A 20,923-nucleotide genomic window follows, 5' to 3' on the forward strand; every position below is an offset into this window, starting at 1 on the left:
AAAGGGGCCTTCGTGTCCGCAGCTTTTCCCGCAGACTTTGCCCGTGAGTTGACCCGCGAGTTGCGGGAAGCAGGGCTCACTGCCGATTCCATCGCCGCTCATCTCGGCCCGGATGCGACCGATGCGCTCTACCGCGGTGAACCCGGCGCGGTCTTGGCTGCATGCGACGGTTCACGTTTGTCAGAACTCATTCGCTTCTTCCTCGTGCGCCATCCTTTCTCCCAGGCGGAGCTCGCTGAAATACTGTCGCCGCGACTCATTGAGGTGCTTATCGACGCCGCGTGGATCACCCCAACCACTTCCGGTGATGTTGTTGTCGCGGTGGATGTCCGCCCACACGTGATCGCGGGCGAGGACCAGTTTGTGTTCTCCGATTGTGATGCGTCGGTGACGCAGCATATTCCGGGCCCTGATCACGTCTTGGGTGTTGGTGCAGCGAGTTTGTCTTTGCTGTCCGCTACCCCACTGACCCCCGTGGAATCTGTCTTGGACCTTGGTACTGGTTCAGGCGTGCAGGCCTTGGCGCAGTCCGGCTGCGCGGAGCGCGTGGTGGCGACGGATGTTCATGCGCGTGCACTCGACTTTGCTCGCGCAACGATGGCTGGCGCTGGCGTCACCAACGTGGACATCCGTGAAGGTGCCTGGTTTGAACCTGTTAAGGGCGAGAAATTTGAGCGCATCGTGGCTAACCCACCGTTCGTGGTGGGTCTGCCGGCAATCGGCCACGTGTATCGGGATTCTGGTCTGAATCTGGATGGCGCCAGTGAACTCGTGGTCAACCATGTGCCTGAGCACCTCGCACCGAATGGCACTGCATTCATTCTGGGTGCGTGGATTCACGCCGAAGATGAGCCGTGGGAGCGTCGTGTTGCATCGTGGTTCCCCCAAACCGGAGTGTCTGCGTGGGTGTGTCAGCGTGATGTCGTTGATCCCGCTTTGTATGTGTCCACGTGGCTGAAGGATGAATCCATTGATCCACGCTCGGTGGAGGGGATTGAGCGCACCCAAGCATGGCTGAAGCACTTCCGTGATGCAGGCGTTCGTGCCGTGGGCTTCGGCTGGATCTTTATTCGGGATATCGGTGATGCACCGAGCGAGCTCACCTTTGAAACTTTGGATCAACCTTTTACTGATCCGCTGGGTCCTGAGGTGGAGGAATACTTCACTCGGATGGAGTGGCTGCGCGGTTCCACCCAGGAGGACATCTTGGAGTCCCGTTATGCCGTGCGCCCCGGTATTGCGTTGGAGGATGTCAGTCTCGCCGATGCGGACAGTGGCATGGGCTTTACCCCGAAGGTGAAGCGTTTGACGCGTACGGACGGCCCTCGCTTCACCCATGACATCGACGATGCTGTTGCTTCCATTGTTTCCGGTTTGAACCCCCATGGGTTGCCGCTACGGGAAATCGTGTCTTTGTGGTCGGCAGCGAATGGTCTTGCTGATGAGCAGGAAGAAGTACTCGCTGGTGAAGCCGCGGGCATCATCGTTGACCTCATCCGCCATGGCTGTGTTTTGCCCGCTGACCTCATTGACCTCGTACACGCTTAAAGGAGCTCTCACACCATGAAAGCTGTATTAACTCGTGTTACCCAAGCATCCGTGACCGTTGATGGTGAGGTTGTGGGTGCCATTGACTGCCCCGATACCGGTGGCATCCTTGCCCTCGTTGGCGTGGGTCGCAATGACAGCGACGATGCGTGGGAGGTGATGGCCCGCAAGATCGCGGAGCTTCGCATTTTGGATGGTGAAGTCTCCGTTGAAGATGCCGGCGCACCCGTGCTGTTGGTCAGCCAATTCACCCTCATGGGACAAACGAAGAAAGGTCGCCGCCCTTCGTGGTCTGAAGCAGCGCCGGGTGATGTCGCTGAACCCGTGATTGCCAAGATCGCGCAGGCCTTGGCGGAGCGTGGCATTCACGTTGAACAGGGTCGCTTCGGCGCGATGATGGACGTCGCTTCAGTGAACTCGGGACCTTTCACGGTTCTTGTTGAATGTTGAGTGTTTGCTGCTAGAGTCCAACACATAGTTTTACACGCGTCCGCACCCTCACCGGACCCGATATGAGCAGCATAAATAGAAGTTTCTCGAAACAGGGAACAAAGTTGCGTAGTCCGGCGTTATTAGGGTAGATTCGCGAGACTTTGAAGGAGCCCGATCACAATGACCCAACCCGATGTGGATCGTGTTGAAAACAGCGATGGCAACGAGGAGAAGGTCGATCGCGGGAGCCGTCGAAACCAAACAAATGACAACCCGTCGGCAGACCTCGTTCGTGTATACCTCAACGGCATCGGCAAGACCGCTCTGTTGAACGCCGAAGAAGAGGTGGAGCTTGCCCAGCAGATCGAGGTTGGGCTCTACGCCCAGCGTTTGCTCGATGATCCTGAGGTCAAACTCACCCGCGCGAAGACCCGCGATTTGAAGATTTTGGCGAAGGAGGGCCGCAAGGCTCGTTCTCATCTTCTTGAGGCAAACCTGCGTCTCGTCGTCTCCTTGGCCAAGCGCTACACCGGCCGCGGTATGCCGCTGCTGGACCTCATTCAAGAGGGCAACTTGGGTCTCATCCGCGCGATGGAGAAATTCGATTACGCCAAGGGCTTCAAGTTCTCCACCTACGCCACATGGTGGATCCGCCAGGCTATTACCCGCGGTATGGCTGATCAGTCCCGCACGATCCGCCTCCCAGTCCATTTGGTGGAGCAGGTGAACAAGCTGTCGCGCATTCGCCGTGAGATGTACCAGTCCCTAGGCCGTGAGCCAACGAATGAGGAGCTCTCGGAGGAATCCGGCATCGAGGAAGCCAAGATCGAGATGCTGCTGCGTCAATCCCGCGATCCGGTGAGCTTGGATATGCCGGTGGGTGCGGATGAGGAAGCACCGTTGGGCGACTTCATTGAGGATGCGGAAGCAGCAGACGCCGAAGATGCTGTGGTCTCAGCCCTGCGCCACGATGACATCAATGACGTGATCGGTGGCCTGGAACAGCGCGAGCAGGACGTGATTCGCTTGCGTTACGGCCTCGATGATGGCGTGCCGCGCACCCTCGACCAGATTGGCCGCAAGTTTGGTCTGTCCCGCGAACGGGTCCGCCAGATTGAACGCGAAGTGATGAGCAAGCTTCGCGCTGGTGAACGCGCAGATCGCCTGCGTGATTACGCGCTGTAAAAGACAAATACATTCGCTTCACCCGGTCGGCCCTTATCGGGGTGAAAACGGCCGGGTGTTCGCCTGTCATACGCCCCGACATAACCCCGATTCGGCTACCATGGGCCGAAGTTTGTCCTGTGATGAGCCTAAAAGGATATCTACTGTGAGAGATCTGGTTGACACCACCGAGATGTACCTGCGCACGGTCTATGAGCTGGAGGAAGAAGGCATTATTCCTCTTCGTGCGCGGATCGCTGAACGTTTGGACCAGTCCGGTCCCACGGTGTCGCAGACGGTGGCCCGAATGGAGCGTGACGGCCTGATCATCGTTGAGCATGACCGCTCCTTGTCCCTCACTCCACGCGGCCGCGAGCTGGCTACGTCGGTGATGCGTAAGCACCGTTTGGCTGAGCGCCTGCTCACGGATGTCTTGGGCCTGGATCTCAGCAAGGTGCACGCCGAAGCATGCCGTTGGGAGCATGTGATGAGTGAAGAGGTGGAGCGCAAGCTTATCGACGTGTTGGAGGACCCAACCCGCTCCCCCTTCGGCAACCCGATCCCCGCGCTGGATGAGTTGGGGTATGAGGCCACGCAGGAAAATGATCTCGGCGTGCGCGTTAATGAATTGGACCTGAGCAACCCGGTGAAGGCTGAGGTTGTCCAGATCAATGAGATTCTGCAGCTGGATTCTGAGCAGTACTCCTCGATCTGCCGTTTTGGCATTAACCGTGGTTCCAAGGTCACTCTGGCTGCTAAGCCGAACGGTGCCGTCACTGTGATCACTGACAATGACGGTGAAGTTGAGCTGACACCGGATCTCGTTCACGCACTGCGCGTGAAGAAGCTGGAGGGCTAGAACCATGGCTCAGCTCGTTGTCACCGGCGGCGCCGGCTACGTGGGAAGCGTGTGCACGAAGGTCCTCGTGGACGCTGGCCATGATGTCACCGTTGTGGATAATTTCTCCACCGGTAACCGCGATGCGGTTGTCCCAGGTGTGAAGCTCGTCGAGGGTGATATCAACGATGTCATCGATGATGTCCTCTCCGGCAGCAACGTTGATGGTGTTCTTCACTTCGCGGCACGCTCCCTCGTGGGTGAATCCGTGGAGAAGCCAGATGAGTACTGGCGCGATAATTTTGAGACCTCGCTGAAGCTGCTCAACTCCATGCGCGAACATGGTGTGAACTCCCTCGTGTTCTCTTCCACCGCCGCCACCTACGGCGAGCCGGAGCGAGTGCCGATTACGGAGGACATGCCAACCGCCCCCACCAACCCATACGGCGCGACGAAGCTGGCTATTGATTACGCCATCACGTCCTATGCAGCGGCATACGGTTTAGGAGCAACCAGCTTGCGCTACTTCAACGTCGCCGGTGCTTACGGTGGCTACGGTGAAAACCACGCCACCGAAACTCACCTCATTCCACTGGTCCTGCAGGTGGCGCAGGGCAAGCGCGAAAAGATCCTCATCTACGGCGATGATTGGCCGACGGCGGATGGCACGTGCGTGCGCGATTACATCCATATCCGTGATCTGGCCGATGCACACATGCTCGCCCTGGAGACAAACACTGCCGGTAAACACCGGATCTTCAACCTTGGTTCGGGTGATGGCTACTCGGTGAAGGAAGTGATTGAGTCCTGCCGCCGTGTCACCGGACATCCCATTCCGGCTGAAGTGGCTCCCCGGCGCGCGGGCGACCCGGCAACGCTCATCGCATCCTCCGCACGCGCGAAGGATGATCTTGGGTGGTCCCCCACGCGCACCAACCTGGACACCATCGTGGCTGATGCGTGGGAGTACACCCAGGCTCGCGGCTAGGCTGCCTGCTCCCCCTCTCCCTCGCGGGCGAGCAACGCCGCGCAAGCGACCTCGCAACCATCCAGGATGGTGGTGACCAACTGCTGCTGTTGCCCAGTCGCCATCACTTGAAGGCAGATCGCGGACATCGAGTGCTGGGGCATCTCCTCTTGCGCGCACGTGAGTGCCGTTGATGCCCACGAAGACAAGCCACGGCTAATAGCCACGAGTGCCCAGAGACTCAGCGCGTTCGCGCGGATGACACCGCGAAAATTCCGTGCGACTGTGATCAACGCCGTCGCTGCGGTTTCGGGGTGGTCGATCGCCTGCCCGATGAGGCAGTCCCGTAGTGGTGCCCGGTTCAGGGACACAATGAGGGCACGGAGTTCAGATTCATCTGTGAACACCTCCTCAAGCGTCGGGTGCGCATCATCCCCCACCAGTGGCAATGGCTTCACATTGCGTAAAGCACTGGCAGCGGCCCGCACGACATCGGCGGCACCGGGCTCGCATCGATCCAGCTTGCGGCACAGCTCATCGCTCTCCTTGCGGGCAGCGGCAGTCAACGCCTGCGTCTTCTTCACAACCTTTTGGTTCGTGCAGCAGTCATTCACGCAATCGAAGAACGCGAAGGTGTCCTCCCGTGTCAGAGCCGGCAAAGTGCCATTGTCACGCATCGCCTGCATCGCCGGGGAGGCAATCACCGAACCAACGATGCCGCGTTCCCATTCACTGCAGTCTGGGTCAACCTCCGGGCCGAAGATCATCCGGTACGGGGTGCCTTGGGCGATTTCGCTGACGTGCCAGCAGACGTTGATAAGCGGGTGCCCTCCTGCGCATTGAAGGCTATCTAGCTCCTCGATGGCCGTGCGTGCACTGTCTGAGTCCGGAATGCGGGTGACAATCACTGCGAAGTACATCAAGCAAGCACCGTTGAGGTGCGTGACTATTGTCTCGCGGATGTGATGAGCATGAACGAGGTCAGCACGCAGAACCGGCCCCAAAACGGGTGTATGTGGATGGTCCTCATCAGGCACAAGACCGATGAGAAGAACGGATTCCTGGGGGTAGTAGCCCAGCGTTCCTGGAATCGTGGCGATGATGTTGGATGGGCTGTTCACCAATGGAATGTCAGACAGCCATGGGTCGAAGAATGAATCGGACGAATTGTGTTCCCTATGCGGGTTGTGTGAATGTGTCATATCTTCTTTGACTGCTTCACACCCCGCATTGGTTCCATTGCGCCGAGAATTCGTGCCGGGAGCCTGTGGAATCTCAGGAAAATTCCACAGGTGCACCGTAGAACACCGGCTTTTCACAACGAATGGCCGGGATATCGCCCGCGGTCTACTGGTGGGTCCGTAAGGTGGGAATGAAACCAACGGCACTCATCGTTGTAGATGGTGATGCGTTCAGCCCATGAACGTAAGAAGGAGGATGTTTTCAATGACGTCAGATGACAAGCGTCAGATGTATGAGCTGGAATACCCAGCTCCCGCCGTTGATGGCGGTGCGTCCTCCGGGCCGACATTGATTATTGCTATGCAGGGCTACGCGGACGCTGGCCATGCAGTGGAAGGTGCCGCCGGGCACCTGAAGGCGGCATTGGATTCTCGCACCGTAGCAACCTTTAACAATGACGAGTTGATTGATTACCGCTCGCGCCGCCCGATGGTGACCATGAGCGAGCACGAGATCACAGACATGGAATCCATTGAGCTGGACATGCGTGTTCTGCGCGATTCCAAGGGCTCCTCTTTCCTGCTTCTCTCCGGCCCGGAACCAGATCTTCGCTGGGAAGCATTTTCCAAGTCGGTGGCTGATCTGGCGGATCACTTCAACGTCGATAAGGTCATTTCGCTGTACTCCGCGCCGATGGGCGCACCTCACACGCGCCCGCTCGTTGTTTCCGCACACGGGAATGACCGGGAACTGGTGGGACCAATGTTCACCTACGACGGGATGGTGTCCATGCCCGGTGCAGCCGCGGTGATGATTGAGCGTGAGCTGCATGCCCGTGGTCACCGCGTGGCTGGTTACACCGCTCATGTGCCGCATTATGTGTCTGCATCCCCGTATCCGCAGGCCGTGTTCCAGCTGCTGCAGTCCATCTCAGACACGTCGAAGCTGCAGTTCCCGCTGCGCTCGATTGAGCAGGATGTGGCGCGTGTTGAGCTTCAGTTGGCGCAGCAGACACGTGACTCTGAGGAGATCGCGCAGGTTGTTCATCAACTCGAGCAGCACTATGACCGGGAGATGGAGTCCTACCGCAAGAAGAATCCTCAGAAGATGATGCCGGGCGAAGCCCAGGTGCCTAGTGGTGAGGAAATTGGTGAGGCGTTTGAGAACTTCCTCGCCGCCATCGATGACCGGGATCGTGGCCGTGGTTTGGGTCCTGCCGCGGAGGATCTGATGTGGGAGCATGACCCGCAGGCGGAACTGGATACTTATGGGGATCACGCAGAGCCCGATGACTCGGCGGACGGTGATTCTCCATCGGGCAATGACAACGACAAGGACTAGCGGCAACAAAGCCGGGTAATCAGGTTGACAGAAGCAGGACAAGCGGTGGTTCCGGAAACACTCGGTGACAAGCTGAAGGACTTGGATGACGTTCCCGCATCGCTTTTCGACGATGCTGTGTGGGACACCTTCATCCACTGGACCCAATCGCGTGGCATCAACCTCTACCCGGCACAAGAGGAAGCATCCCTCGCTGTGCTAGCCGGCGACAACGTCATCCTGGCTACTCCGACGGGCTCCGGTAAATCCATGGTGGCCAATGCCGCCCACTTCATTGCCATGGCCCGTGGTCAGCGCACCTTTTACACCGCGCCGATTAAGGCTTTGGTGAGTGAGAAGTTCTTTGCGCTGTGTGAGATCTTTGGCCCGGAAAATGTCGGGATGATGACGGGTGATGCCACCGTCAACGGGCACGCACCGATCATTGCCGCGACTGCTGAGATCGTGGCCAACATCGCGCTCCGCGAAGGCAAGAACTCCGATATCCGCCAGGTGGTGATGGATGAGTTCCACTACTACTCCGACCCAGAGCGCGGCTGGGCATGGCAGGTTCCGCTTCTGGAGCTGCCTCAGGCTCAGTTCCTCCTCATGTCCGCCACCCTCGGAGACACGGCGTGGTTGGAGGAGGACCTCACCCGCCGCACCGGCCGTGACACGACCTTCGTCGGAGGCTCCGAGCGTCCTGTCCCCCTGGACTTCCACTACGTGTTCACCCCTGTGCACGAGACGATCGAGGAGCTGCTGGGAGACGGCAAGGCTCCGGTGTACGTCGTGCACTTCTCCCAGCGTGAAGCCACAGAACGCGCGCAGGCCCTCACCTCGATCCCCATGGTCTCGGCCGAGGAGAAGGAAGAGATCCGGGAAGCCATCGGCGATTTCCGCTTCACCACCACCTTCGGCAAAACACTGTCCAAGCTGCTGCGCCGCGGTATTGGTATCCACCACGCGGGCATGCTGCCCAAGTACCGCCGCTTGGTTGAGCGCCTTGCCCAGGCCGGACACTTGAAGGTCATCTGTGGCACGGACACCCTCGGCGTGGGCATCAATGTCCCGATTCGCACGGTGCTCATGACTGGCCTGGCTAAATTCGACGGCACCCGCCAGCGCATTGTGAAGTCGCGTGAATTCCACCAGATCGCTGGCCGTGCTGGTCGCGCCGGCTTTGATACAGAAGGCACCGTGATCGTCGAGGCCCCTGAGCACGAGATTGAGAACGTGAAGCTACGTCGCAAGGCTGGGGATGACCCGAAGAAGCTGAAGAAGATCCGCAAGAAGTCAGCCCGCGATGGGGAGATCTCGTGGTCCGAGAGCACCTTCCAGCGCCTTACCCAAGCCGAGCCAGAGGAGCTGACCAGCCAATTCCAGGTGTCTAACTCCATGCTGCTCAATGTTGTTGCGCGCCCCGGGGACGGCTACGAGCACATGAAGAACCTGCTGCGCGGCAACCACGACACGCGCGCGAAACAGAACAAGGACATCCTCACTGCGCTGGATCTTTTCCGCGGTCTCATCGCCGCCGGTGTGGTGGAGCGGACCCCTGACTCGCCTGCATTCCGGCCGTACACCCTCACCGCAGAGTTGGATCGGGATTTCGCTCTGAACCAGCCGTTGTCGCCCTTCGCTTTGGCGTTTCTTTCCCTGCTGGATCCGGCGTCGGAAAGCTATGACCTTGATGTCATCTCCGCTTTCGAGGCAATCTTGGATGATCCGCGCCAGCTGTTGCAGGCCCAGCAAACGAAGGAGCGCGGCGAGGAGATCGCAGCACTGAAGGCCGAGGGCGTGGATTACACCGAGCGCATGGCACTCATCGAGGATGTGACGTACCCCCAGCCACTCAAAGACGAACTGGAAGAGGCTTTTGAAACCTTCGCGCAGGGCAACCCGTGGGCGAAAGAATTCGAGCTCTCCCCCAAGTCCGTTGTGCGCGACATGATTGAGCACGCGATGACGTTCTCCGATGTCATTGCCACCTACGGTCTCGCGCGCAGCGAAGGCGTGGTCCTGCGCTACCTCACCGACGCGTGGCGCACACTGTCGCATTCCATCCCCGATGCGTATATGACGGAGCGGCTCGATGACATCATCGTGTGGCTCGGTGAGCTCATCCGCCAGGTCGATTCTTCACTTATCGACGAATGGGCCCACATGAACGACGAATCCACCCCCATCAGCCGCGACGACCTGGAGCGCGAGCTGGCTTTCGGTGTGGAAGATCCCACGGCTCTCACCGCCAACCGCCGCGCCTTCACCATCATGGTGCGCAATTACTTCTTCCGCCTGGTTGAGCTCTTTGCCTACGAGAAGGAGAAGGACCTGGCCGGCATGCTGGATTACATGGATCTGGCAGATCAGCCGGATTGGCCGGCGCTCATGGATGACTACTTCGATGAGTACGACGATGTGGAGCTCGACGGCGATGCTCGTGGCCCTGAGTTCTTCTCCCTCACCGAAACAGAGGGCCGCGAGTGGACTGTCACTCAGATCATCAAAGACCCTGAGGGTGACAATGCATTCCAGTTGCACGGCACCGTGGACCTTGACGCATCCGATGCGGCTGGTGAGGTGCGTCTGAGTTCCTTGGTCATGCGCCACGTGTGAGTGTGAAAGTTTTTCTTTAATTTCGGCACAAAAACCTATTGCTAATCCTATTGTCATAGGCATGGCCGATAAAGCTTTCTTGCCCACCCTTGCCCAGCTGCGCATGTTTGTCACGCTCGTGGAAAACCGCCACTTCGGTACTGCAGCAGAAAAACTCTCCATCACCCAGCCTTCGCTCTCCCAAGGCTTGTCCACGTTGGAAAAAGGCCTCGACCTTCAGCTCATTGAACGCTCTACGCGCAAGGTGATTGTCACTCCCGTCGGCCAGAAGCTTGTCCCCTACGCCCGCGCTGTGCTGGAAGCAGCTGATGTCCTCGAAGCACAGATTTACGGTGGGCGTGAATCTCTGACCGGTCAGCTCTCCATTGGCGTGATCCCAACTATCGCGCCGTATTTGCTCCCCGAATTCCTCTCCATCATTCAGGAACGCTTCCCCAAACTTGAGCCCACCATCATTGAGGCAACAACACCGCACCTGATGGAGAATCTGCGCGACGGAAAGATTGATGTTGCCCTCATCGCCTTTCCGTCGAAAGAACAAGGTCTCACCGAAATTGAGCTCTACACCGAACCTTTCGTCGCCGCACTGCCTGAGGGGCACGAATGGGAAGGCCGCGAGGACCTCACCCTGGAGATGCTCAATGACGTGCGCCTTTTGCTGCTTAACGACGGCCACTGCATGCACGAACACGTCATGGACCTCTGCCGCCTCGCCCAAGTAGATGTTGGTTACAACAGTGACTCCTTAAGCCGCGCTGCTTCTCTGAGCACCATCATCCAGCTCGTCGCAGCCGGTCAAGGATGTACCTTGTTGCCCGCCTCCGCTGTGCACGCTGAATTCACACGCCCGGGCATCGCCTTGGCACAGTTTGCTCCTTCCGTCACCGCCGAACGACGCGTGGGACTTGTCTACCGAAAGTCCTCCGCACGCGCAGAAGAATTCGCTGCTCTGGGCGAGGCCATCACCGAATCGTATGAAAAGACCCTCACCAGTGCCGCACCCTTGGGCCTGCGAATCGAGTAAATACACCACTGCCGGTAGACTTCCGCGGTGAATATGACGAACGCACAATCCCCCAACGACCTCACCCGCGGCGACCTGTATGCCCGGCTCGATCAGCTGCCCTTGGCAGCCGTCCGACGGTTCCAACGCAGGTTGAGGAAAGCGCGTTCGGCGGGGGCTTTGGCGCAGATAAGCAAAGACATGGACGCGCAAGCGCGCACAGTCGCAGCGATCGACGAACATGTCCCTGCGATCACCTACCCGGACAGTCTCCCTGTTTCGCAGCAACGTGAGAAGATCATGGAGCTGGTCCGTGACAACCAAGTTGTCATCATCGCTGGTGAGACCGGCTCCGGTAAAACCACCCAGATCCCCAAAATGCTGCTCGATCTTGGCCGGGGACGCCGTGGTCTCATCGGCCACACGCAGCCACGCCGCATTGCTGCGCGAACAGTAGCTGAACGTATCGCGGACGAACTTGGCCAAGACATCGGTGAATCCGTGGGCTACGCCATTCGTTTCGACGACCGCGTATCCGCCACCACCGCCGTCAAGCTCATGACAGACGGCATTCTGCTCGCCGAAATGCAGCGTGACCGCTACCTGAATGCCTACGACACCATCATCATCGATGAGGCACACGAACGGTCCCTCAACATTGACTTTCTGCTTGGCTACCTGAAGAAGCTGCTGCCACACAGACCTGACCTGAAGGTGATCATCACCTCCGCCACGATCGATCCGGAACGATTCGCGGCGCACTTTGCTGACAAGGACGGCACTCCCGCTCCCATCATTGAGGTTTCTGGCCGCACCTACCCCGTTGAGATTCGCTACCGCCCCCTCGAAACTGAAGTGACCAGTAAGAAGGGCGACACCAAGGTCGTGGACATTGACATGCTTGACGGGCTTGTCAGTGCTCTCAAAGAGCTCATGACTGAAGGCGATGGCGACATTTTGTGCTTCTTCGCTTCCGAGCGCGACATCCGCGACGCGATGGAAGTGATTGAGAAACAGCGCTGGCGCAATGTGGAAGTCACTCCCCTCTTCGGCCGACTGTCTAATGCGGAACAGCACCGCGTGTTCTCACCGCATTCGGGCCGCCGCATCGTGCTTGCCACCAACATTGCGGAAACATCGCTCACCGTGCCTGGTATTCACTACGTCGTGGACACCGGCCTGGCGCGTATCTCCCGCTACTCCACGCGCACAAAGGTGCAGCGGCTACCCATCGAGGAGATCTCTCAGGCCAGCGCCAACCAGCGCTCCGGCCGCTCGGGCCGCATTGCGGACGGCATTGCCATTCGCTTGTATTCCGAAGACAACTTCAATTCACGGCCCGAGTTCACCGACCCGGAGATCCTGCGCACCAACCTGGCCAGCGTCATCTTGCAGATGATCAATCTACGTCTCGGGAACATCGCTGAGTTTCCTTTCGTCCAGTCCCCTGACAAGAAGGCCGTGCGCGATGGCCTCATGCTCCTGCATGAACTCGGGGCGATCACCGATAAGGAAGACCGCGACCTCCCCGTGCTCACACCCGTTGGCCGTGACATTGCGCGTATCCCCGTTGACCCACGTATGGCGCGCATGCTGGTGGAAGCCAACCGTCTTGGTGTGTTGGCTGATGTCACCGTCATCGTCGCCGCGATGACCATCCAAGATGTCCGCGAACGCCCGCTGGAGTTCCAGGCCCAGGCGGATCAAGCCCATGCCCGATTCAAGGACAAGACGTCTGACTTCCTCGCGGCATTGAACCTGTGGGACTACATCAAGGACGCCCGCGACGAACTGTCCGGCAACGCTTTCCGCAAACGCATGAAGAAGGAATTCCTCCACTACATGCGAATTCGCGAGTGGTTCGACCTCGTCGGCCAGCTGCGTGAAGCCCAAAAACAGCTGGGATGGACTAACCTGCGCCACGCCGATGCCGGTGAACGCGACCCGATGTCTGTGCACCAGTCCTTGCTCACCGGTTTGTTGTCCAACATCGGTGCACGCGACGGAAACTCCAAGGAATTCAAGGGGGCTCGCGGCACTCGCTTCATGGTTTTCCCCGGCTCCGTGCTGGCAAAGAAACCCCCAGAGTTTGTCATGGCCGCAGAGTTGTTGGAAACGTCACGTCTCTGGGCACGCGATGTCGCTGCGATTGATCCAGCGTGGGTGGAAAAGGTTGCCGCTGATCTGCTCAAGCACTCCTACTCCGAACCTTTCTGGTCCACCAAGCGGGCAGCGCCAATGGTGCACCAAAAGTCCATGTTGTACGGCGTCACTGTCGTTGCTGATCGACGTGTGCCGTACCACCGCGTGGACATGGAGGCCGCACGCACCATGTTCATTCGCCATGCGCTCATCGGCAATGAATGGAACGCACATCACACATTCTTGAAGCACAATGCCCAGCTGCTTGAGGAAGCTAGTGCGATTGAGGAGAAGGTTCGCCGCCGTGGCCTCGTCGTCGACGAAGACGCATTGTTCGACTTTTACGATGCCCGCATCCCCGACAACATCGGCACCGGCCGCCACTTTGACGCCTGGTGGAAGAAGAAGCGCCACCATGAACCGGACTTCCTCGACTTCGATCCGGCCAAGCTTATCGACGACATCGGCGCCGACTCCTCCGAAGCCGCCTTCCCCGACAAGTGGCGCCAAGGCAGCATCAATTACGACCTCCAGTACAAGTTCGAGCCCGGTGATCCTTTAGACGGCGTCACCGTACTCATTCCGGTTCCACTGCTTGCGGGGCTGGAAGACACCGATTTCGATTGGCTCGTTCCCGGCGTACGCGAAGAGCTGGTGACGGAGCTCATCCGCTCCTTGCCCAAGGCACTGCGCAAGACCTTGGTGCCGGCACCGGAGTTCGCCACCCGCGCCATGGACAGGCTCGTGCCCTTCGAGTCCCCGATGGCAGAGCAGCTCGCGGAGATCCTGCGATCCTTTGGTGGTCACGGCATCAACGCCTCTGATTTCCAACCAGATGCGCTGCCGGAGCATTTGAAGATAACGTTTGCGTCCGTCGATAGGCGTGGCACCATCACGGACCATGACAAGAGCCTCGCGGAACTGAAGAAGCGCCGCGCCGGCCAGATCACATCTTCCGTGGCCAAGGCCACCAAGAAGGCCGAAACCGACTCAGTGACTGAGTGGACAGCCGACACCCTTGGTGCCGTACCAGAAACCGTGACCACGAAGATTGAAGGCAACCACGTCGACGCTTTCCCCGCGTTGGAAGCAACCAAGGATGGCGTGCGCGTCAAGGTCTTCCCCACCAAGGCTGCTGCCGACGCATCCATGGTCACCGCAACCCTGGCCATGCTCATGCGCCAGATTTCCGTCTCCGCGCCCCAGATGATCAAGGGGCTGCCCTTGCGCCAACGCGTGGCGGTAGACAAATACCCCCATGGTGGCGCGGCTGGCCTCGTCGAAGATGCCCGCATTGCTGCCATCCGCGACCTCATGTTCACTCACGGTGGACCAGTGCGCACCCCGGAAGAATTCGACACTCTGCTGAGCAAAGTGAAACCAGAAGTGCCTGGTGCTGTGCGACGCGCCGTCGTCGGCATCGCTGGTGGTGTTGCCGAATACATCAACATAGCAGCTGAGCTTGAAAAGTGGAGTGGCCCCGCGATTGATGACATCAAGGCACAAATGGCCTTCCTCTTGCCCAAGAATGCCATCACTATTCATGGCATGGAGCATCTCCAGCACTTGCCGCGTTACCTATCGGCTGTACAGGTCCGTCTTGAAGAGATGAACCGGGATCCAGACCGAGATGCGGACCGCCAAGCGGTCATCGCTGATGTCAAGGCGTATCTTGATGCGAAACTAGCGCGCCTGCCCAAGGGCGCGGCCAGGTCGAAGGCGGTAAAAGAAATCCTCTGGCGAATTGAGGAGCTCCGCGTCAGCCTCTTTGCTCAGCGGCTGGGCACATCCAAGCCGGTCAGCCCACGACGTATTGAGAAAATGGTAGACAAGCTTTAAAGCTCATCAATATCGCGGTCGCGGCGTCGCATGAGACGGATCTCCGACTCAAAGTCATCTGCGCTTTCGAAGGACTTGTACACCGATGCGAAGCGCAGGTAGGCCACCTCATCGAGCGCTCGCAGTGGCTCAAGGATGGCCAGACCGATGTCGTTGGACAGAACTTGTGAACTGCCTTGAGCGCGCACAATCTCTTCTACTTCTTGGGCGAGACGCTTCAACGCGTCATCCGACACATCGCGCCCTTGGCATGCGCGACGCACACCGACAATCAGCTTGTCCCTATCAAAAGGCTCGCTCACGCCGTTGCGCTTCACCACAGTAAGGACCGCTTTCTCAATCGTGGTGAATCGGCCCCCACACGCGGTGCACTCACGGCGGCGGCGAATAGCAGAACCCGCGTCTACCAGACGTGAGTCCGAGACACGGGAATGATCGTTATGACAGAAAGGGCAATGCACAGGATAGGATTCTACTCTCCCCTTGCAGAAGGTATCTAGCTACTGTGCTCCGGTCGTGGCTCAACGTGCCTCGACACTGGCGACAACGTCAACCGGTGCGATGGACGCCGGGTCCACGTCACCACTGGAGAATGCACCACCAAGTGCCGAGCCAACAAACAGCCCAATGCCCAACAAAACCCCCATGGCGATGGCACCACGCTTCTCACGGCGAGTCTCCATGTTTTCGAAAGCATCCTCCCGCGCCACCGAACTCCCCCGGTGCGTTAGCGCACCCTTTCGATCAGATGCGTCCAACGTTCGAACATGAGCAGCATAACGGCGAGCGCCCCGCATGGAATTAATATCCCAAACGTCTGCCGGCTGCACGGTACGACGAAGCTCATTGCGGGCAATATCAGCATTGTGAGGACGTGCAATAGAGATGGTCATGATGATTCCTTTCTGTACTGCCTACGATTCTACGAACCGGTAAGACATGTTCGATTGACTGCTTCGCTTGAATGTTCGATAGTTACTATGTTCGATTTATAGCAACCGGAGAAAAGTTTGTCCAGACGTAGCGCAAAAATATCGAACAAATTTGCTTAATCGTGGTAGAAACAAGAGTTAAGGGAACACATACGGCACCAATTCAGTGCCCCAGAGGAAGGACCAACAACGAGATGACTAGGCAAGAAGACAAGAAACCTGACGTTCGAACACTGAGCGACCGCCAGCGTCGCATCCTCGAAGTCATCCAAGATGCAGTGGTGTTGCGCGGCTACCCGCCAAGCATTCGCGAGATCGGTGACGCTGCTGGATTGCAGTCCACTTCGTCTGTGGCCTACCAGCTGAAAGAGCTGGAGAAGAAGGGCTTCTTGCGCAGGGACCCCAACAAGCCACGCGCTGTCGATCTGCGCCACCTCCCCCACACCGGACGCAAGAAGAACAAGAAGGATGCGGATGTCCCCGAGGATGCGGCTGCGCCACGCTACATCCCCGTCGTGGGGCAGATAGCCGCCGGCAATCCGATCCTGGCGGAGGAAAATGTCACGGAGTACTTCCCGCTTCCATCGGAGCTCGTTGGTGACGGGGACTTGTACTTGCTCCAGGTTGTTGGTGAATCCATGCGCGATGCCGGCATCCTCGATGGTGACTGGGTTGCCGTACGCACCCAGCCCGTCGCAGAAGAGGGCCAGTTCGTCGCAGCGCTGATCGATGGCGAAGCCACGGTAAAGGAATTCCACAAGGACTCCACCGGCGTCTGGCTCCTGCCTCACAACGACGCCTTCTCACCCATCAAGGGCGATGAAGCAGAAATCATGGGCCTTGTCGTCTCTGTTTTCCGCAAGCTCTAATCCACCCTCACGGGGGTGAATCGGGCGTAGCCACAGGGACCCGGGCAACGTTTCCAACGCCACACGTACATAATGAGGGGTGTTAGCAGCCCCCGTATTCAAGGAAGTCCCATGTACGCCGAAGAGCGTCGCCGCCAGATCGCGTCCCTCACCGCAGTTGAGGGACGCGTGAATGTCACCGAGCTGTCGGAACGCTTCGATGTCACGGCTGAAACAATTCGCCGTGACCTCGCGGTGCTCGACCGTGATGGTGTCGTTCAGCGTGTCCATGGTGGCGCTGTGTCGAATCAGTCCTACCTCACCACTGAGTTCCCTCTTCAGACGCGCTACCGCTCGGCGGCCACCGCTAAATCCGCCATCGCGCAAGCGGCACTTGATTTTCTGCCCGCGCCTGGCGGTTCTGTCTTTCTTGATTCCGGCACCACCATCAACATTCTCGCCAGTTTGATCAAGGAGCGCTCTGAAGCACCGTCGCTCTCGTTTGTTACTAATTCCCTACCCATCGCATTGGACTTGTCCAGCCAGGGCGTCCTTAATGTCCAGTTGTTGGGCGGCACCGTGCGCGCCATTACGCAGGCTGTTGTTGGTGACACTGCCTTGCGCACGTTGGCACTCCTCCGGGCAGATGTCGCATTCATCGGGACCAACGCGCTAACCGTGGATCACGGTCTTTCCACTGCTGATGCCCAGGAAGCAGCGGTGAAGTCCGCCATGGTGACAAACACACGAAAGGTTGTTGTTCTGTGTGACTCTTCGAAGTTGGGAACTGACTACCTCGTCAGTTTTGCACCGCTTGATTCCATTGATGTCGTGATCACGGACACCGACGCACCCGCGTCCTACGTTGAAGAACTCACAGAACGCGGCATCGAGGTTGTTTTGGCTGGTTAATCCCACCTCTATGTGCGTATTCTCGCTATGCGTGTGGGTTTAGGTCCGGGTTTACTGTCTTACACAAACGCTATCGGGCATACTCGGGCGGAGGAGTTTTTCCCGCTCCACCCCATCCACAACCTGTTAGGGGTATTCCTTCCGTGATCTTCACTTTCACGCCAAACCCGAGCATTGATGTCACCTACACTGTTGATCAGCTCACTGCTGGTGAGGTGATCCGCGTGATCTCAAGTTCACGTGAACCCGGCGGCAAAGGTATTAATGTCGCCCACACGCTGCTCAAAGCGGGCGAGCAGACTCTGGCTCTAGCACCCGCCAACGACAGGGATCCCTTTGTCATGCTCACCCATGAGGCTGACATACCGCTGCACACTGTCGCAGTCGATGGGTGTGTGCGCACCAACACGACCATCACTGACACAGCAGGTGTGACCACCAAGCTCAATGAATCTGGCGCCCAGTTAAACCCGGAGGTTATTGGAGAGCTTGAAGAGGCCGTGGAAGCTAACGCGGCTCAGGCTGATGTTGTGGTGTTTGCGGGTTCGCTCCCACCGGGTGCGCCGCGTGATTGGTACTCCACGCTGGTTGCTACGGCGCGACGCGCTCATCCCGAAGCACTCATTGCAGTAGATACGTCCGATGAACCGCTCATCGCGCTGGGTGAGGGACTTGAAAGTATTAGCCCCGACATCATGAAGCCCAACGGGTATGAGCTTGGTCAGCTCGCAGATGTGGACGGCCAGATGCTTGAGGAAGCCGCTTCTCGCGGGGATCTCAGGCCAGTAGTAGATGCGGCCTGCTCCGTCGTTGCCCGGGGTGTATCGGAGCTTCTGGTCACTCTCGGCGGCGCTGGCGCCTGCCTGGTTACCGCCGACGGTGTCTGGTCCGCTACGCCGCCACCAGCACAAATCCGTTCCACGGTGGGTGCCGGTGACAGTGCTTTGGCTGGCTACGTATTTGCACGGATGCGCGGAATGGATTACCCAGAGGCCCTGCGTTATTCGGTGGCGTATGGCACCGCTGCAGCTTCGAATCCCGGCACAGCTATTCCGACACCGGATGATATTGATCTCGCGCGCACGATTGCGAAGGCTGTTTCTAGGGCTACCGGCGAGGAGATGGAGTAATCCCTTATGACTTCCCCCACCATCACCACTGAACTTGTGGCATTAGATGCAGACTGTGGCGCTGCACCACGCGATGTCATTGAGCACCTGGCTGCCCTCGTTTCCTCCGCAGGGCGTACTAGTTCACCTCAGGAGCTGGCTGATGCAGCGATTGCTCGCGAAGCTAAAGCAGGCACCGGTGTCAATGGTCGCGTGGCAATCCCTCACTGCCGCACTACCGCTGTCACCGAACCGACCTTGGCATTTACTCGCCTTTCTCGTCCCGTTGACTTTGCCGGTCCTGACGGGGATGCAGATCTTGTTTTCCTCATTGCCGCCCCGGAAGGCGGCGGGAAGGCACACCTCAAGATCCTGTCCAAGCTCGCCCGGGCACTTGTTCGTGGGGATTTCATCGATACTCTGCGCCAAGCTCGCACTCCGGAGGACGTCGTAGAAGCTGTCGATGAGGTGCTTGATGCGGGGGCGGCGAACGTCGATAAGCAGAAAAAGCGCATCGTCGCAGTGACTTCCTGTGCGACGGGCATCGCGCACACGTACATGGCAGCGGATGCACTCGAGCAGGCTGCGCGCGGCCGCAACGATGTTGAGCTGCGCGTCGAACCGCAAGGCTCATCGGGCGGTAACCCAGTTGACGCGGATTTCATTGCGCGCGCTGACGCCGTGATTTTCGCCCACGATGTGGCGATCCGCGATCCTAAGCGCTTCGCGGGCAAGCCCGTGGTGGACAGTCCTGTGAAACGTGGCATCAATGAGCCGAATGCGATGATCGATGAAGCGATCGCAGCTGCGGATAACCCGAACGCGCGCCGTGTTCCGGATGCGCAGGTCAACGCTGACACCACCACGCCTGGAACGAGCTGGCTCACGCGCATTCAGCAGGCCATCATGACCGGCGTTTCCTACATGGTGCCGTTCGTCGCGGCCGGCGGCCTGTTGCTTGCCCTCGGCTTCCTCGTCGGCGGCTACGACGTGGCCAACGGCTGGCAGGTCATTCCCGTCGAGTACTCCCCCACGAATCTGCCAAGCAATGAAATGCTTATCGACGGCTCCCCCACCACCTTCGACCGCTCCGGCTGGCCCCTCTATCTCGGCGCCATCCTCTTTGCCATCGGGCAGATGGGGATGCAATTCGTTGTGGCTGCCTTGTCTGGCTACATCGCCTACGGCCTTGCAGGACGCCCTGGCATTGCGCCAGGATTCATAGGCGGTGCTATCTCCGTCATGCTGGGCGCAGGTTTCATCGGCGGACTGGTCACCGGCGTGTTGGCTGGTGCGATTGCGTATTGGATTGGATCATGGTCCGTACCGCGCTGGCTGGCATCCCTTATGCCAGTGGTGATCATTCCGTTGCTGGCATCACTTGGTGTCGGGCTGGTCATGTTCTTGTTGCTTGGGCGTCCACTGGGGGCGTTGATGACGAGCTTGCAAGGATGGCTCGACTCCATGACGGGGACCTCAGCGATCCTCCTGGGCATCATCATCGGCCTCATGATGTGCTTCGATCTCGGTGGCCCTGTGAACAAGGCAGCATATCTGTTTGGCACCGCCGGTTTGTCCGCTGGCACGGACGCAGCATTTGAAATCATGGCCGCGGTGATGATCTCCGGCATGGTCCCGCCTATTGCGCTGTCCATTGCTACGTTTCTGCGTTCTCAACTGTTCACCGTGGCGGAACAAGAAAATGGCAAATCAGCCTGGCTTCTGGGGTTGTCCTTTGTCTCTGAAGGCGCTATTCCCTTCGCTGCTGCAGATCCGTTCCGCGTCATCCCCTCCATGATGCTGGGTGGCGCTGCTGCCGGCGCTACCTCCATGGCTCTGGGGGTTGGCGCACGCGCACCACATGGTGGAATCTTTGTCATCTTCGCCTATGAGCCGTGGTGGGGCATGTTCATCGCCCTCGCCGTCGGCGTGTTGGTGAGCACCGTCGCTGTGCTGGCCGCCAAGCAGCTCTGGCGCAACAATGCCGCCGATGCCGTCGATGCCACAGACGCGCAAACCACCGCCCCTACCACTACCTAGACACAAGTTTCTCTACGATGGGACACCA

At 58.7% G+C, this 20,923-nt stretch carries 16 protein-coding genes; 13 read left to right on the top strand and 3 right to left on the bottom strand.

Annotation, left to right across the window (positions count from 1 at the left end):
- Positions 1 to 12: 12 nt before the first annotated feature.
- The 5 genes from L8U60_RS08350 (at position 13) to galE (ending at position 4,970) form a co-directional block, all read left to right on the top strand.
- Positions 13 to 1,548 (top strand): class I SAM-dependent methyltransferase, encoded by a 1,536-nt coding sequence (locus L8U60_RS08350; RefSeq protein ID WP_269965909.1) that lies wholly within the window; start codon positions 13 to 15, stop codon positions 1,546 to 1,548.
- A gap of 15 nt (positions 1,549 to 1,563) precedes the next feature.
- Complete coding sequence (gene dtd / locus L8U60_RS08355) at positions 1,564 to 1,998, top strand: D-aminoacyl-tRNA deacylase (RefSeq protein WP_269965910.1); 435 nt, start codon at positions 1,564 to 1,566, stop codon at positions 1,996 to 1,998.
- A 162-nt stretch (positions 1,999 to 2,160) separates the two neighbouring features.
- A complete protein-coding gene (locus tag L8U60_RS08360) occupies positions 2,161 to 3,165 on the top strand; it encodes a sigma-70 family RNA polymerase sigma factor (protein WP_269965911.1) in 1,005 nt (334 codons plus the stop codon).
- 145 nt (positions 3,166 to 3,310) lie between these two features.
- Positions 3,311 to 4,003, top strand: coding sequence for an iron-dependent transcriptional repressor DtxR (locus L8U60_RS08365; protein WP_269965912.1), 693 nt, complete (start codon positions 3,311 to 3,313; stop codon positions 4,001 to 4,003).
- 4 nt (positions 4,004 to 4,007) lie between these two features.
- Positions 4,008 to 4,970, top strand: coding sequence for a UDP-glucose 4-epimerase GalE (gene galE, locus L8U60_RS08370; RefSeq protein ID WP_269965913.1), 963 nt, complete (start codon positions 4,008 to 4,010; stop codon positions 4,968 to 4,970).
- Here the strand turns inward: galE and L8U60_RS08375 are convergent.
- Positions 4,967 to 6,151, bottom strand: coding sequence for a DUF4192 domain-containing protein (locus tag L8U60_RS08375; RefSeq protein ID WP_269965914.1), 1,185 nt, complete (start codon positions 6,149 to 6,151; stop codon positions 4,967 to 4,969). The genes galE and L8U60_RS08375 overlap by 4 nt on opposite strands.
- Positions 6,152 to 6,395: 244 nt before the next feature.
- Here L8U60_RS08375 and L8U60_RS08380 point away from each other — a divergent pair, with 244 nt between their 5' ends.
- The 4 genes from L8U60_RS08380 to hrpA all read left to right on the top strand — a co-directional run bounded on the left by L8U60_RS08380 (position 6,396) and on the right by hrpA (position 15,054).
- Complete coding sequence (locus L8U60_RS08380) at positions 6,396 to 7,472, top strand: PAC2 family protein (protein WP_269965915.1); 1,077 nt, start codon at positions 6,396 to 6,398, stop codon at positions 7,470 to 7,472.
- A gap of 45 nt (positions 7,473 to 7,517) precedes the next feature.
- Entirely contained in the window at positions 7,518 to 10,070 is a 2,553-nt protein-coding gene (locus L8U60_RS08385) for a DEAD/DEAH box helicase (RefSeq protein ID WP_269965916.1), read from the top strand.
- Positions 10,071 to 10,131: 61 nt separating this feature from the next.
- Positions 10,132 to 11,094: a hydrogen peroxide-inducible genes activator gene (locus tag L8U60_RS08390; protein ID WP_269965917.1), complete on the top strand. Its 963-nt coding sequence runs from the start codon at positions 10,132 to 10,134 to the stop codon at positions 11,092 to 11,094.
- A 33-nt stretch (positions 11,095 to 11,127) separates the two neighbouring features.
- Entirely contained in the window at positions 11,128 to 15,054 is a 3,927-nt protein-coding gene (gene hrpA, locus L8U60_RS08395) for an ATP-dependent RNA helicase HrpA (protein ID WP_269965918.1), read from the top strand.
- Here hrpA and nrdR read toward each other — a convergent pair.
- A complete protein-coding gene (nrdR, locus tag L8U60_RS08400) occupies positions 15,051 to 15,515 on the bottom strand; it encodes a transcriptional regulator NrdR (protein ID WP_269965919.1) in 465 nt (154 codons plus the stop codon). The two genes, hrpA and nrdR, sit on opposite strands and share 4 nt — an antisense overlap.
- A 60-nt stretch (positions 15,516 to 15,575) precedes the next feature.
- Positions 15,576 to 15,947, bottom strand: a complete 372-nt coding sequence (locus L8U60_RS08405) for a hypothetical protein (protein WP_269965920.1) — start codon at positions 15,945 to 15,947, stop codon at positions 15,576 to 15,578.
- A 233-nt stretch (positions 15,948 to 16,180) separates the two neighbouring features.
- Between L8U60_RS08405 and lexA the strand changes: the two genes are divergently transcribed.
- The 4 genes from lexA to L8U60_RS08425 all read left to right on the top strand — a co-directional run bounded on the left by lexA (position 16,181) and on the right by L8U60_RS08425 (position 20,895).
- Complete coding sequence (lexA, locus tag L8U60_RS08410) at positions 16,181 to 16,855, top strand: transcriptional repressor LexA (protein WP_269965921.1); 675 nt, start codon at positions 16,181 to 16,183, stop codon at positions 16,853 to 16,855.
- A gap of 111 nt (positions 16,856 to 16,966) precedes the next feature.
- Positions 16,967 to 17,746 carry a DeoR/GlpR family DNA-binding transcription regulator gene (locus tag L8U60_RS08415; protein ID WP_269965922.1) on the top strand — a complete coding sequence of 260 codons (780 nt, stop codon included), beginning with the start codon at positions 16,967 to 16,969 and terminating at the stop codon, positions 17,744 to 17,746.
- Between the two features lie 143 nt (positions 17,747 to 17,889).
- Positions 17,890 to 18,876 carry a 1-phosphofructokinase family hexose kinase gene (locus tag L8U60_RS08420; protein ID WP_269965923.1) on the top strand — a complete coding sequence of 329 codons (987 nt, stop codon included), beginning with the start codon at positions 17,890 to 17,892 and terminating at the stop codon, positions 18,874 to 18,876.
- Positions 18,877 to 18,882: 6 nt separating this feature from the next.
- A complete protein-coding gene (locus L8U60_RS08425; protein ID WP_269965924.1) occupies positions 18,883 to 20,895 on the top strand; it encodes a PTS fructose transporter subunit IIABC in 2,013 nt (670 codons plus the stop codon).
- Positions 20,896 to 20,923: the final 28 nt, after the last annotated feature.

Source organism: Corynebacterium meitnerae, from assembly GCF_027570075.1.
In the GTDB taxonomy this organism is placed as follows: domain Bacteria; phylum Actinomycetota; class Actinomycetes; order Mycobacteriales; family Mycobacteriaceae; genus Corynebacterium; species Corynebacterium meitnerae.

Excerpts from the sequence above, each read along its gene's own strand:
- dtd (WP_269965910.1), top strand. The coding sequence starts at position 1,564 with ATGAAAGCTGTATTAACTCGTGTTACCCAAGCATCCGTGACCGTTGAT.
- L8U60_RS08360 (WP_269965911.1), top strand. The coding sequence starts at position 2,161 with ATGACCCAACCCGATGTGGATCGTGTTGAAAACAGCGATGGCAACGAG.
- galE (WP_269965913.1), top strand. The coding sequence starts at position 4,008 with ATGGCTCAGCTCGTTGTCACCGGCGGCGCCGGCTACGTGGGAAGCGTG.
- L8U60_RS08375 (WP_269965914.1), bottom strand. The coding sequence starts at position 6,151 with ATGACACATTCACACAACCCGCATAGGGAACACAATTCGTCCGATTCA.
- L8U60_RS08380 (WP_269965915.1), top strand. The coding sequence starts at position 6,396 with ATGACGTCAGATGACAAGCGTCAGATGTATGAGCTGGAATACCCAGCT.
- L8U60_RS08390 (WP_269965917.1), top strand. The coding sequence starts at position 10,132 with ATGGCCGATAAAGCTTTCTTGCCCACCCTTGCCCAGCTGCGCATGTTT.
- hrpA (WP_269965918.1), top strand. The coding sequence starts at position 11,128 with ATGACGAACGCACAATCCCCCAACGACCTCACCCGCGGCGACCTGTAT.
- L8U60_RS08405 (WP_269965920.1), bottom strand. The coding sequence starts at position 15,947 with ATGACCATCTCTATTGCACGTCCTCACAATGCTGATATTGCCCGCAAT.
- lexA (WP_269965921.1), top strand. The coding sequence starts at position 16,181 with ATGACTAGGCAAGAAGACAAGAAACCTGACGTTCGAACACTGAGCGAC.
- L8U60_RS08415 (WP_269965922.1), top strand. The coding sequence starts at position 16,967 with ATGTACGCCGAAGAGCGTCGCCGCCAGATCGCGTCCCTCACCGCAGTT.
- L8U60_RS08425 (WP_269965924.1), top strand. The coding sequence starts at position 18,883 with ATGACTTCCCCCACCATCACCACTGAACTTGTGGCATTAGATGCAGAC.